Origin of the sequence: Actinoplanes sp. CA-131856, assembly GCF_050956135.1 — a bacterium.
In the GTDB taxonomy this organism is placed as follows: domain Bacteria; phylum Actinomycetota; class Actinomycetes; order Mycobacteriales; family Micromonosporaceae; genus Actinoplanes.
The window spans coordinates 10140504-10156363 of record NZ_CP191849.1 but is presented as its reverse complement, the minus strand read 5'-3'; the positions used below and the strand labels follow the sequence as shown (position 1 = coordinate 10156363).

Genomic DNA, 15860 nt, shown 5'->3' with positions numbered 1-15860 from the left:
CCCGCCCGAAACGCGTTTAAGGGGACGAAACGGCGCTCCGGCTCAGCCGTTCCGGAAACGAGCCGATGGGGACAACGTGACCACCGCCGCACGCTCCCCGGGCCGGATGTCGCGTCGTGGGCAGGGCGCAGGGCCGGCCCCGTACGACTTCCGCCGTCCCATCAAGCTCTCCCGCGAGCACGTCCGTACGTTGCAGATGGCCTTCGAGACGTACGCCCGAAGTTGCGGAACTTTGCTGACGACCCGGCTGCGCGCCGTGAGCAGCGTCAGCCTGGTCTCGATCGAGCAGCTGAACTACGACGAGTACGTCGCCTCGCTGAACAACCCCACGGTGATCGCCGTCGTGGTCCTCGACCCGCTGCCGGGCTCGGCGCTCATGGAGATGTCCACCTCGGCCGTCATGTCCGCGATTGATCACATGCTGGGTGGCCCCGGCGGTCCCCAGCCGGAGAGGCCGCTGACCGAGGTCGAGATGCCTCTGCTGCGCGGCCTGCTGGAGCGGATGCTGAGCGAGCTGCGGTACGGCTTCGAGAACCTGGTCGAACTCCAGCCCAAGCTCAAGGACATCGAGTACAACGCGCAGTTCCTGCGCACGCATCAGCCGGGCGACGCCTGCGTGATCGCCACCTTCGACATGAAGATCGGTGCCGAGGAGTGCCTGGCCAGCATCTGCCTGCCGTTCAACACCATCCTGCCGGTGCTCTCGCGCACCGAGGCGGTGGTGCTCAGCGACGCCGAGCGGGCCACCAAGGACATGGCGCTGCGCAACATCACGGCCGGGCTCTCGGCGGCCCCACTCGACGTGGCAATCCGATTTCAGCCCATTCGCATGCGTACCGATGACATCGTGGACCTACGGCCCGGCGACGTCGTCCCGTTGGGTCACCCGACCAGCCGGCCACTCGACGTGACAGTGAACGAGACCGTTTTCGCCCATGCAGTTCCCGGTAATCAGGGGGCTCGGCTCGCCTGCCTCGTGGTGCCGTCCCCCAAGGAGTCCTCGCCCAAGGAGTCTGGCCGCCCATGACCGCGCCCACCATCACCGCGCCGCAGCTGGCGCTCGCCCGGACGGCCGCCGAGGCCGCGCTCGCCGTCCTGCCCACCAGCCGCCCGCTGGCCGTCGCCGACCCGGTCACCGCCTCCGCGGACATGCTGTCCGAGGGGCAGGCGGTGACCGCCCGGTTCAGCGGCGCCGCCACCGGCGAGGTGGTCGTGGTGGTCGGGCAGGACCTGGCGGACGCGCTCAAGGAGAGCCCGATCGGCGAGCTCGACCTGACCGCCGCCGTCCGGCCCGCGCTCGAGGCCGCGGCCCGGGCCTTCGGTCCGGTAGTGCTCGATCCGGGCACCGTGATGGAGCCGGGCGTCGCGCTCAGCGCGCTCGCCACCAAGGACGACGCCATCGCGGTCCCGCTGGTCGAAGGGCAGGAGATCCGCGCGGTCCTGGCCCTGGCGCTGACACCGTGGCCGACCGACGATCCGGCCGCCGGCGGCGGGGTGGCCCGCCGCGAGTCGGCGGCGCCGGCGATGGCGATCCGCGGCGGGCTGGACATGCTCCACGACGTCGAGATGGAGGTCTCGGCCGAGCTGGGACGGACCCGGATGAGCGTGCGCGAGCTGCTCTCGCTCACCCCGGGCGCCATCGTCGAGCTCGACCGGGCCGCCGGAAGCCCGGCCGACCTGCTGGTCAACGGCCGGCTGATCGCCCGCGGCGAGGTGGTCGTGGTGGACGAGAACTTCGGCATCCGGATCACCGAGATCGTCGCTCCCGGCGCCGAGGGGTAGGACCTTGTTCGAGCTGGCCCTGCGGATCGGTTTCTCGCTCTTCGTCATCCTGGGCATGATGTGGCTGCTGGCGCGCCTGATCCGCCGGCCGCTGGGACGCGGGCACGGCCCGCTCGTCGTGCTCAACCGGCAGCAGCTGACCCGGGGCGCGGCGGTGGCCGTGGTCCGGGTGGCCGACCGGGCGATGATCCTCGGGGTCACCGACCAGCACGTGAGCCTGCTCGGCGAGGCCGACGTCGAGGACTTCGAGAAGCATCCGCACGAGCACCGCGACCACCTCGCGGTCGATCCGGACCTGACCGAGGCCGGGTTGCCGGGACGTCATCCGGCCGGCGCTCCGGGCCGGCTCGACGGCTCGCTGCTCTCGCCCCGCACCTGGTCGCAGACCATGAGTTTCCTGCGTGATCGGACGACACGGCGATGATGCGGCGCGCGCTCCTGCTGATCTTCGCGAGCCTCGGGCTCGCTCTCGTCCTGCTGCCCGGCCCCACGCCGGCCGCGGCGGAGCCGACGGTCAGGGAGCGTGCGCCGGCCACGGTAGTCGTGGCTTTCCCACAAAAAGCGCCGGCCCCGCCGTCCCCGCCGAGCCGGCCCGGTCAGCCCAACATCAACGTCAACATCAACGGCACCAACCCGGACGGCAGCCGCCCGTCGACGTCGCTGATCATCATGCTGGGCCTGACGGTCCTCTCGGTCGCGCCGGCGTTGCTGCTGCTCTGCACGTGCTTCACCAAGATCTTCATGGTCCTGGGCATCACCCGTAACGCGCTCGGCCTGACCTCGATGCCGCCCAACCAGGTGCTGGCCGGTCTGGCCCTGTTCATCAGCCTGTTCATCATGGGGCCGACGGTGTCGGCGATGAACGAGCAGGGCGTGCAGCCCTATCTGAAGGGCGACAAGACCCAGTCGCAGGCGTTCGACGCCGGTGTGAAGCCGCTGCGGGACTTCATGTGGCGCACCACCCGCGAGGAGGAGGTCGCGCTGCTGGTCAAGCTGTCCGGCGAGGACCGGCCGAGGAACCGCGACGACGTCGAGCTGACCACGCTGATCCCGGCCTTCATCCTCTCCGAGCTGCGGGCCGCGTTCATCATCGGCTTCGTCATCTTCATCCCGTTCCTGCTGATCGACATGGTCGTCTCGGCGTCGCTCATGTCGCTGGGCATGATGATGCTGCCACCGGTCACTATTTCTTTACCCTTCAAGCTTCTGCTGTTCGTGCTGGTCAACGGGTGGGGGCTGATTCTCACGGCGCTCGTGGCGTCGTACAAATGAATCTCGACCTCGCGATCGCGGACCTGCTCGCGATCATGTTGGGCGCGGCGCGCACCGGCGCCTGGCTGATGATCTGCCCGCCGTTCAACTCGCGCCTCATCCCGGGCCCGGTCAAGGCGCTGCTCTCGGTCGGGCTCACCCTGCCGCTCGCGCCCTATCTGCGTAGCACGGTGCCGTCGCTGGAAACCTCGGACATCGTCTTCAGCGCCGCCCTCCAGGTCTTCGTGGGGGCCGGGCTCGGCTTCGTCACGGCGCTGCTGTTCGCCGCGCTCCAGGCCGCGGGTGACCTGCTCGACCTGTTCGGCGGCTTCACCCTGGCCATGGGCTACGACCCGCTGTCGCAGAACCAGAGCTCGGTGTTCGGCAAGTTCTACAACCTCGTCGCGGTGACCCTGCTGTTCGCCACCGAGGGCCATCAGATGGTGCTGCGCGGCTTCCTCCAGTCGTTCCGGACTGTCCCGCTCGACGTCACGTTCTCCCTCGGCACCTTCAGCGAGGTGCTGCTCAAGGGCATCGGCGACATGTTCGTGGCGGCCATCCAGATCGCCGGGCCCCTGGTCGCCGTCCTGTTCCTCACCGACTGCGCGTTCGGCCTGCTCAACCGGGTCGCCCCGGCGCTCAACGCGTTCCAGCTGGGCTTCCCGGCCAAGATCTTCCTGGTCCTCCTGCTGTCCGGCATCGCGATCACCGCGCTGCCCGGCGTCATCGACAAGGTGGTGGAGCGCGCGGTCAGCGCGGTCCTCCAGCTCACCGGCGGCTGAAGGGGGGTGCGCCATGTCGGGCGAGAAGACCGAACAGCCGACACCACAGAAACTCAAGAAGGCCAAGCGGGAAGGCCAGATCGGCCGTACGCAGGACATCGGCGCCTGGTTCGGCATGCTCGCGGCGAGCGTCCTGCTGCCCCGCACCATGGAATCGGCCATGAAGCACGCCGAAGAGGTCATGGTCCAGCTCCCCGACGTCATCGCGAACCCGCAGCCGTCGCAGGCGCTCTACATCCTCAAGGAGGCGATGTTCGGCGCCGCGTGGGCCGTGCTGCCGCTGGCCATGACGATGATGGCGGTCGGCGTGGCGGCGGCCGGCGCGCAGGGTGGCATCCGGGTCGCGACCAAGCTGTTCATCCCCAAGTTCAACCGGCTCAACCCGCTGCCCGGCATCAAGCGGATGTTCGGCCCCCAGGCGCTCTGGGAGGGCACGAAGGCGCTGGTCAAGACCGCTGTGCTGGCGGGCGTGCTCTACACGACGACCAAGGACGTCATCCCGGTGCTGATGACGGCCGGCCAGCTTCCGCTCACCTCGCTGATCGGTGAGGTCACCGACTCCGTCCTCGGCCTGATCCGGGCCGCGTCGGTGGCCGGCATCGTGATGGCCGCCGCCGACTACTTCGTGGTCCGCCGCCGCACGAACAAGCAGCTGCGGATGACGAAGGAAGAGGTCAAGCAGGAGTACAAGAACACCGAGGGCGATCCGCTCATCAAGGCGCAGATCCGCGCCCGGCAGATGGCGATGTCCCGCAACCGGCAGATGGCCGACGTGCCGACGGCCGACGTGGTGCTGGTCAACCCGACCCACGTGGCGGTGGCGCTGCGCTACGAGCCGCAGAAGGGCGCGCCCCGGGTGGTGGCCAAGGGCCAGGGCCCGCTGGCGCTCAAGATCCGCGAGCTGGCGGCCGAGCACCGGGTGCCGATGGTCGAGGACGTGCCGCTGGCCCGTGCCCTCTACGGCAGCACCGAGGTCGGCGCCGAGATTTCGGCCGAGTTCTTCGGCTCGGTGGCGAAGGTCCTGGCGTTCGTTATGAGCCTCAAGGCCAAGGGTTCGGCGGCAGGCCTGCACCGCAGCCCCAATTCCGCCTCAGCCGCCGCATAACACGAAATACGGAGATTTCCTCACATCGGTACCGCGAACGCGAGAAGATCGGCTCGTAAGTGAGCCACACCCCGGGGAGGTGCCGTGAAGAACCGCAATCTCAGCCGGCTCGCCGTACCCGTCGGGGTCATCGGCATCATCCTCATGATGGTCGTGCCGATGCCGACCTATCTGCTCGACCTGCTGCTCGCGGTCAACATCACGGCGGCCCTGCTGATCCTGCTGACCAGCATGTTCGTACAGAAGCCGCTGGACTTCTCGGTCTTCCCGGCGCTGCTGCTGGTGGCCACCCTGTTCCGGCTCGCGCTCAACATCAGCGCCACCCGGCTCGTGCTGCGCGACGGCGACGCCGGCAAGGTGATCCACGCGTTCGGCAGCTTCGTCGTCGGTGGCAACCTCGTCATCGGCCTCGTGATCTTCCTGATCCTGGTCATCGTCCAGATGGTCGTGGTCACCAAGGGCGCCGAGCGGGTGGCCGAGGTCGGCGCCCGGTTCACCCTCGACGCGATGCCCGGCAAGCAGATGGCCATCGACGCCGACCTCAACGCCGGGCTGATCGACGAGGACCAGGCCAAGAAGCGCCGGGCCGAGGTGGCCGAGGAGGCCGAGTTCTACGGCGCCATGGACGGTGGCTCGAAGTTCGTCAAGGGCGACGCCATCGCCGCCATCATCATCACGCTGATCAACCTGGTCGGCGGCTTCGCGATCGGCGTGGCCCAGCAGGGCATGTCGGCCTCCGACGCGATGAACCACTACAGCCTGCTGAGCATCGGCGACGGCCTGGTCTCGCAGATCCCGGCCCTGCTGCTGTCGGTGGCCACCGGTCTGATCGTGACCCGCTCGGCCACCTCGGGCGACATGGGCTCCAGCGTCACCGCCCAGCTCAGCCAGAACAAGCTGGCGCTGCGCATCGGCGGCGCCGCCGCCCTCGCCCTCTGCATCATCCCGGGCCTGCCCAAGGTGCCCTTCCTCCTGGTCGGCATCGCCGTCCTGGTGTTCGCGCAGCGGATCAAGGACCCGGTGCCGGAAGCCGAGGTGGCCGCGGCCGAGGCGGTCGAGATGCCGCCCGCCGACTCGCCCGAGCAGCTCCTCGGCGAGATGCGCGTCGACCCGCTCGAGCTCGCTCTCTCGCCCGACCTGGTCGACCTGGTCGACGCCAGCAGCGGGGACCTGCTCGACCGGGTCCGCGCCCTGCGCCGCAAGATGGCCATGGAGCTCGGTGTGATCATGCCGCCGGTGCGGACTCGCGACGATCTCGACCTGCCGCTCTCGTCCTACGCGATCCGGATCTCGGGCGTCGACGCCGGCACCGGCGAGGCGCCGCCCGGCACCGTCCTCGCCATCGGCGACGGCCTCCAGGGCCTGCCCGGCCGGGCCGGTGTGGAGCCGGTCTTCGGCCTGCCCGGCAAGTGGGTCCCGTCCGAGCTGCACTATCAGGCCGAGCTCTCCGGCGCGACGGTCGTCGACCGGGCCAGCGTGATCATCACGCACCTGGCCGAGGTCGTCCGGAGCAACGCGAGCCGCCTGCTCGGCCGCGAGGACGTGCGCGCGCTGACCGAGATGGTCAAGCGCACCCACCCGGTCGTGGTCGAGGAGCTGACCCCGTCGATCCTCAGCCTCGGCCAGATCCAGAAGGTGCTCCAGGCGCTGCTCGACGAGGGCGTGCCGATCCGCGACCTGGTCCGCATCTTCGAAGCGCTCTCCCTTCGAGCGAAGGTCACCGTCGACCCCGACTCCCTGGTCGAGGCCGCCCGCGGCGCCCTGGGACCGGCCATCGCCGCCCAGTACGCGACCGGCGGCCGCCTCACGGTGATCACGCTCGACCCCATGCTCGAGCAACAACTGCTCGAATCGCTGCGGCCCAGCGAGACCGGCGCCTTCATGGCGATCGACGGCATGCGTGCCGAGGCGATCGTCACCGAGGCGGCCCGCCTGGCCGAGACCGCGGAACAGCAGGGACTGGCACCGGTGCTGGCCTGCTCGCCACAGCTGCGGCTGCCACTGATGCGGCTACTGCGTGCCGGCTCGCGCCGGGTGCAGGTGCTGTCGTACGGCGAAATCTCTGGTTCCACAGCACAGATCGAGACGATAGGAGTGGTGAACGGTGCCTACGCGGGTGCTGCTTGAGGGGCCGGCCATCGAGCCGTTGCTGGCTCAGGTGCGCGATGAGTACGGCTCCCGGGTCCGGATCATCTCAGCCGACAAGGTCCGCAGTGGCGGCGTCGGCGGCTTCTTCGCGAAGCAGCATTACGAGCTTTCCGTGGAAGTGCCGGACGGGAACGAGGACGGGAACGACATGCCACAGCGATCGAAGACGGCCGACAACGGCCAGCACAGCCTGGAACGGCTCCTCGAGCGGGCCGAGTCGCAGGACCGGATGGACGAGCCGGCCCGCCCCGGTTTCGGCACGGCCACGCCGCGCTCGGTGACACCGGCGTCCTTCGCCGCGGCCCGGCCCAAGCCGCCGGCGGACTTCGGCTCCGACGAGGGCCGGCACGCCGCCATCGGTGACACCGGCGCGGCCTTCGCCGAGCTCATGGCCGGGCTCGACGCCACCGGCGGCACGGCCACCGAGCGGTCGCGGCCCAAGCCGCCGCCCCGGGAGGAGACACCGACGGTACGGCCGTTCCGCCCGGCCGCAGCGACCGAGTCGGCCGTCAACGCCGGCGCCAAGCCGGCCACGCCGCAGGCTTTCGAGCCGCCGCAGGCCTTCGAGCCGCCGCCGCGGGCCTTCGAGCCGCCGCCGATGCCAACCATCCAGCCGCAGTCGCCGGCCGCTCCGGCCGCCGCCTCGGTGTCGCCCGCGGCGCCACCGGTGGCCGAGGTCGCGCCGCAGTCGCCGGCCCACGCGCACAACCTGGCCGAGCACATCGGCGGGTTCGCCGCCACCGAGGTCGAGGTCGACGAGCCGCCGGCCCCGGAGCCCGAGCCCTACGAGTTCCGGCAGGTCACCCCGGTGTCGGCGGTGCCCGCCACCCCGGAGCCGCCATCGGCCTCGGAGCAGGTCGTCACCAACCTCGTCTCGGTCGGCATGCCCGAGGCGATGGCGCGGCAGATCACCGGCTCCGACACCTACGCCGGGGTGCTGAGCGTGCTGGCGGCCCGCCCGTCCGCGCCGAGCATCCCCGACGGGCCGGGCGAGATCCTGGTCCTGGCCGGCGACATCAACATCGCGGTGCCGATCGCCCGGCAGCTCCTCGAGAACATCGACGTGCCGGAGAACCACCTGCTGCTGGCCGCGCCGTCGACCGCCGGCACCGGGCTGCACTCGTCCCGGCTGATCTCCACCGCCGAGGCGGCCGAGACCCGTGCCGAGAAGCTGCACCAGGCCGAGCAGTCGTGGGTCGTCGTCCTGGACGCCCCGGTCGGCGGCACCGACCCGCTCTGGGTGAACGAGATGTGCGACGCGATCGGCGCCACCGCGCTCTGGGCGGTGGTCGACGCCACCCGCAAGACCGCCGACACCGGCCGCCACCTGCGCACCCTCGGCGAGGTCGAGGCCCTGGTGGTGCACAGCGTCGAGCTCACCGCCGACCCGGGCTCGGTGCTCGGCCTGGACCTGCCGATCTACTCGCTGGACGACCGGCCGGCCACCCCGCACGCCTGGGCCGCCATGCTCTGCGCGCGGATCGCCTCCGACGTGGCGCCGGTCGCGGCCGCGCCCCGCCGGGTCACCCGATCGGTACGCCAGCCGTGATACGCCCGTCGGTCCTGCTGTTCGCGCTCCTGATGAGCGCGCCGGCGCTCTACCGCTACGTGCTCGACGAGGTCGACCTCACCCAGGTGCTGATCCGGTTCCTCATCGCCGTGCCGATCGCGGCCCTGCTCCTGGCCGGGATGCGCTTCGTCACGGCCGGCTACGGCCGCAAGGACGAGGAGAAGAGCACGCCGGTGACGCCGACGCCGCTGGAGGGCCAGGAGGCCTGAACGACCGACCGAGAAAAGGACCGGCTCTCGCCGGTCCTTTTCTCGTGTCTGTCAGGCGTGGATGTCCAGGCGGCTGTCGCCCGGGGTGACCCGCCGGACCGCCGGGGCCGGCTCGGCCGGCAGAGCGGTCTCGGCCGGCTCGGCGCGGCCCGCGCCCGGGAAGCTCGCGGCGAACTGCTGCCGCGCCTGCTCCTGCTGGTTGCCCTGGCGCAGATCGAGGTTCGTGTTGCCGAAGCCGGCGTCGTTGAGTTCCCGGCGCAGGTCGTCCATGGCGTTGCGGAGCGCCTCGTTGCCAGCGTCGGTGCTGCCCGAGAGCTGCACGGTGATGTCGCCGTTGCGGATCTCGGCCACCACCTGGACCGGGCCGAGATCGACCGGATGCAGGTGGACGGTGAGCCGATGCACGCCGTCGGCGTCCAGCTTGAGCGGCACGATCCGCATCGCGAGCTGGGCCGCGGGCGGGCTGGGCACCGGGGACGGCGGAGGAGGCGGCGCGGCCGGCGCGGTGGGTGCGGCGGGCGCGGCCGCCTGCGGTCCGGAGACACCGGCCATCCCGGCCTGCCCGAGCGCGCCGGGGATGGCCGCGCCGTCGGGGGCCACACCGGGCGCCGCTGCCGGATTGACCGGATTGGCGGTGGGTGCGGCGGTCTCGGCTGGGGCCGTCGCGGTTTCGGGCTGATTCGGTACGTCGGTGGGCGCGGCCGCGATGGCGTCGGCCGGAGCGGTGGGCGCGGGCGCCGTCTCCGTGCCGGTCGCTGGTGCGCCGGTCACCGGTGCGCCGGTCACTGGGACGCCGGTCGGCGGGGTGCCGGCTGCCGGCGCGGTGGCTGTCCCGGCGGTGGCCGCTCCGGTGAGGGTCGCGGCAGGGTCCTGAAGGGCGAGCCGCCCCGCGCCGTCCGGAGCGGTGGCCGGGGTCATCACCGACACGCCGTCCTGGGCGAGCTGCGCGGCGAATTCGGCGGGAATGGGCGTGCCGGGCTGACCGGTGGCGCCGGGCTGGACGCCGGCGCCGCTGACGCCGAGGCCGAGGGCGGAGCGGCCGGTGGCGGCCTGGACCGCGGCGGCCTGCGCCTCGGGGTTCAGATGGGCGCCGGTGGGTGGCAGGCCCAAGGTGGTGGGAGCGGCTGCCGGGGGAGCGGCCGGGCCGCCGGCCAGCGCGACTCCGCCGACGCGCAGAGCTGGGCCGCCGCCCGGGGACGGAGCGGCGGCGGGGGTCTCCTGTCCGGTCGCCGCGGTGGGCTGAGCGGTGGTGGGCTGGGTGGCGGCGGCCTGTGCGGCCCCTGCGGTGGCGGCGGCCAGGGCCCCGGCCAGAACACTGGCGTCGGGCGCCTTGACCTCCGGCGTGGATGTCGTCGCCGCCGTCGTTTCGCTGGCCGGGGCGGCGTCGGTGGCCTTCTCCCCGTCGGACTGCTCGGTCGTCTTGGTGGCCTGCTTTTCCTCGGGTCGCTTGCCGTCGGCTCGCTGCGTCTTGTCATCGGCCGTACGGCTGTCGTCCGTTCCTTCGGCGCGATCGGCGCGATCGGCGCGATCGGCGCGGTCTGCGCGGTCGGTCCGGTCCGCGCGGTCGGTCCGGTCTGCGCGATCTCCTCGATCCGACCGTTCTGTGCGGTCCGATTTTTCCGCTCTATCGGACTTATCCGGTCGATCGGCGCGGTCTGTCCGGTCCGAGCGCCGGTCGGTGGCGGCACGCCGGTCGGCCGCCGCTCGGTCGGCCGCCGCTCGGTCCGCTGCGGCTCGGTCGGCGTCGGCCCGGTTGAGGCGGACCCGGTCCGCGGCCTCGCGCTGCAAGGCGTTGCGGCTGGCGGCGGCCCGCTGGTCGGCGGCCTGATCAGCGGCCCGATCGGCGGCCCTGTCGGCGGCGCGGTCGGCGGCCCTGTCGGCGGCGCGATCGGCGGCCCGGTCCGCGGTCGCCCGGTCGGTGGCGGCCCGCTGGTCGGCCCGGTCGGCGGCGCGCCGCTCGTCCGCCCGGCCGTGCGCGGTCTTCTGCCCGTCGTCCTGGCCCGGGCGGCTCAGCTCGGCCGACAGCGCGGAGTCGAACTCCTCCCCGCCCTCGCCGCGCTTGGCGCCCGGACGGCGGCCGATGTCGGCGACCGACGCGCGGTCCGCTCCGCTGACGGAATTCGGGCTCTTCATGAGACTTCTCCTCGGTGTGCTCAGCCGCCCAGGGCGGCCAGAGCCTTCTGGACCTTCGGGACGTACGCCTGGGTCTCCGAGAACGGCGGAATGCCGCCGTACTTGTGCACGGCCCCGCCGCCGGCGTTGTAGGCGGCCAGGGCCAGCGGCAGCGACTTGAACTCCCGCAGGTTGCGGGCGAGCAGCTTGGCGGCGCCGTTGATGGCCTGCTCCGGATCGAACGAGTTCTTGACGCCGAGGCCCTTCGCCGTCGACGGCATGATCTGCATGAGCCCTTGCGCGCCGGCCTTGCTGACCGCCTCCGGGTTGTATCCCGACTCGACCTTGGCCACCGCGGCCAGCAGCTTCGGCGATACGCCGTACCGGTTGCCGGCCTGCACGAAGAGATCCGCGTAGGGCACGCCGGACAGGGAACCGCCACCGCGCAGGCTGGCCGGGCGGACGGCCGCGGCGGCGTTCTGCGCGGCCACCGCGGTGTCGCCGTCCGACACGACCCGGCGGATGTGGGTCGGCTTCTCGTACACACTCTGGATCTTGACCTGGTCGCCCGGCTTGGGCGCCGCGATCATCTTGTTGTCACCGACGTAGATGGCGACATGGTCGACGGGGGAGTCGAAGGCCAGGATGTCGCCCGGCTTGGCCTGGGCCAGGTTCGGCACGGCCTCGCCCACTTTGGCCTGCTGGTACGACAGGCGGGGAACCTTGACCCCGAGATCGGCGAAGGCCCGCTGCACCAGCGACGAGCAGTCCAGCCCCTTGGCCGGATCGGTGCTGCCGAAGACGTACGGCGTGCCCAGATATTTCTTGGCCGCGTCGACCACCGACTGCCCGGTCGCCGCGCTGTTGAGGCGCATGCTGGGCGCGCCGCCGGTGGCGGTGGCCAGAGCCGAGGCGAAATTGCTGCCGCCGGCCGTGGTCACGGTGCCGTTGGCGGCGGTGCCGGTCGCGCCCGGCGCCGGGTTGACGGGGGTCAGGCCGAGTTGGCCCTGCAACTCCTGGATGCGGTTGAGCACCCCGGCGACGCCCCTCACGCGTCGCTCCCGCCACCCCGGGCGGCGTTGCGCGCCTTGCTCGTCATCGCCAGCTCGTCCAGGTTGGCCTGGTCCTTGCGCAGATCGTGGGCGCGCACCATCTCGGCGTGCCGCTCGGCCATCATCTCGACGGCCCGGCGGCGCTTGGCCGCGTCGGCCAGCACGGCCATACGTTCGCGCTCGAGCTCCTCGGCCTCGGCCACCATGCGCTGGGCCCCCATGAGAGAGGCGGCCAGAGATTGCCGGGCCACGATCGAAGCGACGATGGAACGGGCGGTGCCCTCGGTGGGCGCCTCCGAGCCGACAAGATCGAGGTGACGGCGCTTGACCAGGGCCTGAGCATCACGGACCTCGGCCCGCGACTGGTTCACGGCACCCCGAGCGACATCCTCCTGAGCCTTACGGGCACGCAGTACGGGCGAGAGTCGGAAGAATCGGTTCAAGATCGCCTCCCTGGCACACGGGCATATGGCGCCCTCACCACAAAAGGTCGGCTTGGACACCGTTTCGCTGAGCCCCTGCACCCGAGTCGCAACTCAGTTGAATGGCTGAGCTGAATGGCGTCGCTTCGCTCCGCAGGCGATCGCCTTGTAACCGCTGACTTGGCAGGCGGTTTCCCGCCACCCGCAAACCCCGCGGGCGTCGGGAAACCGACTGCCAAGTCACCGGCGGCGATCGCGGGTGGTCCACAGGCTTGACCCCTCGGCGGTCGGGGTCGGGGTGGCGGCGGGATCGACCTGACCGCCGCCGCTGGCCCGCCCTCCAGGCCGCGGCGGGTGGGTGAGGTGGTCAGGAGCCGGCGGCCTGGATTAAGGCGTGTAGTTGGGACCATGCCTGTTCGGCGGTTACGCGTTCGTCCAAGCCCTGTCGTAGGAAGGCGTTGATGTGTGGGTAGATGGCCGTGGCCCGGTCCGCGTCGGGGTTGGTGCCGGGCACGTATGCGCCGATCTCCACCAACTCCCTGATGTCGCGGTGGGCCGCCATCAACCGCCGTAGCTCTGTCGCGTCCGACTTCTGCTGCGGGGTGGTGATCTTGTTGGCTACTCGGGAGATCGAGTCGAGGGCCTGGATGCTCGGAAAGTGGCCCGCCGTGGCCAGCTTGCGGTCGAGCACGATGTGCCCGTCCAGGATCGAGCGGGCCGCGTCGGCGATCGGCTCGTTGTGGTCGTCTCCCTCGACCAGCACCGTGTAGAGCCCCGTGATGCTTCCCCTCGCTCCCGGCCCCGCCCTCTCCAGCAGCGACGCCAGCATCGCGAAGACCGACGGCGGATAACCTCTCGTGGCCGGCGGCTCGCCGACCGACAGGCCGACCTCGCGCTGCGCCATGGCCGCACGCGTCACGCTGTCCATCATCAGCAGCACGTCCGCGCCCTCGTCCCGGTAATACTCGGCGATCCGGGTCGCCACCGCTCCCGCCCGCAGCCGCACCAGCGGTGGCGTGTCCGAGGTCGCGATCACCACCACCGACCGGGCCAGGCCCTCCTCGCCCAGGTCGTGTTCGATGAACTCGCGGACCTCACGACCTCGCTCACCGACCAGGGCCACCACGTTCAGCTGGGCCGACGTGCCTCTGGTGATCATGCTCATGAGGGTCGACTTGCCGACGCCGGAGCCGGCGAAGATGCCGATGCGCTGGCCTCGGCCGCACGGCACGAGGGTGTCCAGGACCCGGACGCCCAGGGGCATCGGCGCGTCGACCAGCTGCCGTTCCATCGCCGACGGCGGCGCCGCGTCGATACTCACCATCTGCCCGCGCAGCGGTGGCCCGCCGTCCATCGGGCGGCCGAGACCGTCGAGGATGCGGCCCTGGAGGTCGGGGCCGACCGCCACCCGCAGCGGCCCGCCCGTGTTGACCACGGGGGTGCCTGTTCCCAGGCCCGCGATCGGGCCGAGCGGCAGGCAGGACAGCTTTTCGCCGTCGAGCGCGGCCACCTCGGCGTACACCGCCTCCGGGCCCTCGCCCATCTGCAGCAGATCGCCGACCCGGGCGTCGATGCCGGCCACCGTGACCCGGAGGCCGACCGCGCCGACCACCTTGCCGCGGGTGAGGGGCCGGGCCGCCTCGAGGGCCGCGCTCATTCGATGCCGGAACACGTCCGTCATGACAGCTGTCTCCTAGATTCGCAGCGCCTCGCGCGCCCGGTCCACGGCCGCCGCGATCGTCGCGTCGACCGTGCCCATGCCCGTCTCGGCCACCGCGTCGCCGGGGCGCAGGCCGCCGTCGGGGCGGAGGCTGATCTGGCGCCCCTCGTACTCGAAGTCGGCTTCGCCGTTCTCGCCGACCAGGGTGTGGAAGTCGTCCGGGTGCAGGCTGACGACGAGCCGGCCCGCTTCGGGTGCGGCCGCCATGGCCCGGCGCAGCGCGTCCATGCCGCGGCCCTGCGGATCGTCCACGACCCGCCCGATGATCGCCTCGGCCAGTTCGAAGGCGTGCGCGAGCAGCACCTCCTGCAACTCGGCGAAGGTGGGCATGAGCTGGTTCTCCAGCTCGGTGACGGCCCGGCCGAGCGCGTTCACGGCCTGCACCAGGGCGGCCGCGCGGCGCTGGTCGAAGGCCTGGGCGCCGGCCTGGGCGCGGGCCGCCGCGGCCTGCGCCTCGACGGCCGCCTCGCGCTGGCCCTGCGCCCACCCTTCGGCGTAGCCGGCGGTGCGGGCCTGCTGCTTGGCCCGCTCGATGGCGTCGCTGTCGGCCGGAATGCCGGTGCGCAGGTCGACCGAGAATCGGGCGGCCGCGGCCGAGTCGGCCACCGAGCCCCGCAGCACGGGGCGGTTCTCAGGCGATGAGCTCATCGGCCTCGCCGCCGCGCTGAACCTCGATCTGACCGGAGTCCTCGAGCGAGCGGATGACCGACACGATCTTGGCCTGGGCCTCCTCGACCATCTTGACCTTGACCGGGCCGAGCAGGTCGATCTCCTCGAGCAGGTTCTCGCGGCCACGCTCGGACAGGTTCTTGGTGACCTTCTCGCGGACCGTCTCGGGCACACCCTTGAGGGCGGTGGCGAGGTCGGCCGGCTCGACCTGGCGCAGCACGAGCTGGATGGCGCGGTCCTCGAGGTTGACGATGTCCTCGAACATGAACATCCGGCGCCGGATCTCCTCGGCCAGCTCGGGGCTGCGGGCGTCCAGGGCTTCCAGGATGAGCCGTTCGGTCGTCCGGTCGGCGCGGTTGATGATGTCGACCAGGGGCTGCAGACCGCCGACGGTGGAGAGCTCGTCCGGCTGGAGCACCGTCGACAGCTTGCGCTGGAGGGCCTGCTCGACCTGGCGGATGATCTCCGGCGAGGTGCGGTCCATGACCGCGATCCGGTGCGCGACCTCGGTCTGCACCTCCAGCGAGAGGCCGGCCAGGATCGACGAGGCGAGCGCCGAGGGGATGTGCGCGAGCACCAGCGCGATCGTCTGCGGGTGCTCGTACTGGACGTACGACAGGAGTTGCCGGGGGTCGGCGTGGCTCAGGAAGTTGAAGGGGATGTCGTTCATCGAGGCTTCGAGCCGGTCGAGGATCAGCGCGGCCCGTTCCTTGCCCAGCGAGGCCTCGAGCAGCTCGCGGGCGTAGTCCATGCCGCCCGACCCGGCGTAGCGGGTCGTCGCCATGGCGTAGAACTCGTCCATCACGTCGTCGACCTGTGTGGGGTCGAGCTTGCCCAGGCGAGCGATCTCGGCCGAGATCATCTCGACCTCTTTCTCGGACATCTGGGCCATGATGTGCGCGGATTGTTCCTTGCCGAACTGGACCAGCATTATGGCGGCCTTGCGCACGCCCGTCATCGACATGGTGGTGAGCGCCGGTGTGGGTGTGGTCAACGCGTACTCCCTCGGAGCGTCGGCAGAAAAGGCGGCAGCCGGCG

The 15860-nt window shown here is 71.4% G+C and carries 15 protein-coding genes; 9 read left to right on the top strand and 6 right to left on the bottom strand.

Features of this window, described 5'->3' with window-relative positions; all coding sequences use genetic code 11:
- The first annotated feature begins 76 nt into the window (after positions 1–76).
- From ACQP2X_RS46800 to ACQP2X_RS46760, 9 genes are all read left to right on the top strand, one after another.
- Positions 77–1027 (top strand): flagellar motor switch protein FliM, encoded by a 951-nt coding sequence (locus tag ACQP2X_RS46800; RefSeq protein WP_498692651.1) that lies wholly within the window; start codon positions 77–79, stop codon positions 1025–1027.
- On the top strand, positions 1024–1782 hold the full coding sequence (gene fliN / locus ACQP2X_RS46795) for a flagellar motor switch protein FliN (protein ID WP_498692650.1): 759 nt from the start codon (positions 1024–1026) through the stop codon (positions 1780–1782). Before ACQP2X_RS46800 ends, fliN begins: the two co-directional genes overlap by 4 nt.
- 4 nt (positions 1783–1786) lie before the next feature.
- Positions 1787–2206 carry a flagellar biosynthetic protein FliO gene (locus ACQP2X_RS46790; RefSeq protein ID WP_498692649.1) on the top strand — a complete coding sequence of 140 codons (420 nt, stop codon included), beginning with the start codon at positions 1787–1789 and terminating at the stop codon, positions 2204–2206.
- A complete protein-coding gene (gene fliP / locus ACQP2X_RS46785; RefSeq protein ID WP_498692648.1) occupies positions 2203–3054 on the top strand; it encodes a flagellar type III secretion system pore protein FliP in 852 nt (283 codons plus the stop codon). The genes ACQP2X_RS46790 and fliP overlap by 4 nt, the downstream gene beginning before the upstream one ends.
- Positions 3051–3815, top strand: coding sequence for a flagellar biosynthetic protein FliR (locus ACQP2X_RS46780; RefSeq protein ID WP_498692647.1), 765 nt, complete (start codon positions 3051–3053; stop codon positions 3813–3815). The genes fliP and ACQP2X_RS46780 overlap by 4 nt, the downstream gene beginning before the upstream one ends.
- A gap of 13 nt (positions 3816–3828) precedes the next feature.
- Positions 3829–4920 (top strand): EscU/YscU/HrcU family type III secretion system export apparatus switch protein, encoded by a 1092-nt coding sequence (locus tag ACQP2X_RS46775; RefSeq protein WP_498692644.1) that lies wholly within the window; start codon positions 3829–3831, stop codon positions 4918–4920.
- A gap of 84 nt (positions 4921–5004) precedes the next feature.
- Entirely contained in the window at positions 5005–7047 is a 2043-nt protein-coding gene (gene flhA / locus ACQP2X_RS46770; protein ID WP_498692642.1) for a flagellar biosynthesis protein FlhA, read from the top strand.
- On the top strand, positions 7037–8617 hold the full coding sequence (locus tag ACQP2X_RS46765; RefSeq protein WP_498692641.1) for a hypothetical protein: 1581 nt from the start codon (positions 7037–7039) through the stop codon (positions 8615–8617). Before flhA ends, ACQP2X_RS46765 begins: the two co-directional genes overlap by 11 nt.
- Positions 8614–8847: a hypothetical protein gene (locus ACQP2X_RS46760; protein ID WP_498692640.1), complete on the top strand. Its 234-nt coding sequence runs from the start codon at positions 8614–8616 to the stop codon at positions 8845–8847. Before ACQP2X_RS46765 ends, ACQP2X_RS46760 begins: the two co-directional genes overlap by 4 nt.
- A 51-nt stretch (positions 8848–8898) precedes the next feature.
- Here the strand turns inward: ACQP2X_RS46760 and ACQP2X_RS46755 are convergent, their stop codons facing one another.
- From ACQP2X_RS46755 to fliG, 6 genes are all read right to left on the bottom strand, one after another.
- Positions 8899–10980 (bottom strand): flagellar hook-length control protein FliK, encoded by a 2082-nt coding sequence (locus tag ACQP2X_RS46755; protein WP_498692639.1) that lies wholly within the window; start codon positions 10978–10980, stop codon positions 8899–8901.
- A 20-nt stretch (positions 10981–11000) separates the two neighbouring features.
- Positions 11001–12011: a transglycosylase SLT domain-containing protein gene (locus tag ACQP2X_RS46750; RefSeq protein ID WP_498692638.1), complete on the bottom strand. Its 1011-nt coding sequence runs from the start codon at positions 12009–12011 to the stop codon at positions 11001–11003.
- Entirely contained in the window at positions 12008–12454 is a 447-nt protein-coding gene (locus ACQP2X_RS46745; RefSeq protein WP_498655680.1) for a flagellar FliJ family protein, read from the bottom strand. The genes ACQP2X_RS46750 and ACQP2X_RS46745 overlap by 4 nt, the downstream gene beginning before the upstream one ends.
- A gap of 346 nt (positions 12455–12800) precedes the next feature.
- The gene (locus ACQP2X_RS46740) at positions 12801–14114 is read right to left on the bottom strand and encodes a FliI/YscN family ATPase (RefSeq protein ID WP_498692636.1); all 1314 of its coding nucleotides are present in this window, start codon (positions 14112–14114) and stop codon (positions 12801–12803) included.
- A gap of 12 nt (positions 14115–14126) precedes the next feature.
- Entirely contained in the window at positions 14127–14801 is a 675-nt protein-coding gene (locus ACQP2X_RS46735) for a FliH/SctL family protein (RefSeq protein ID WP_498692635.1), read from the bottom strand.
- Positions 14785–15816 (bottom strand): flagellar motor switch protein FliG, encoded by a 1032-nt coding sequence (gene fliG / locus ACQP2X_RS46730; RefSeq protein ID WP_498655677.1) that lies wholly within the window; start codon positions 15814–15816, stop codon positions 14785–14787. Before fliG ends, ACQP2X_RS46735 begins: the two co-directional genes overlap by 17 nt.
- Between the last annotated feature and the right edge of the window lie 44 nt (positions 15817–15860).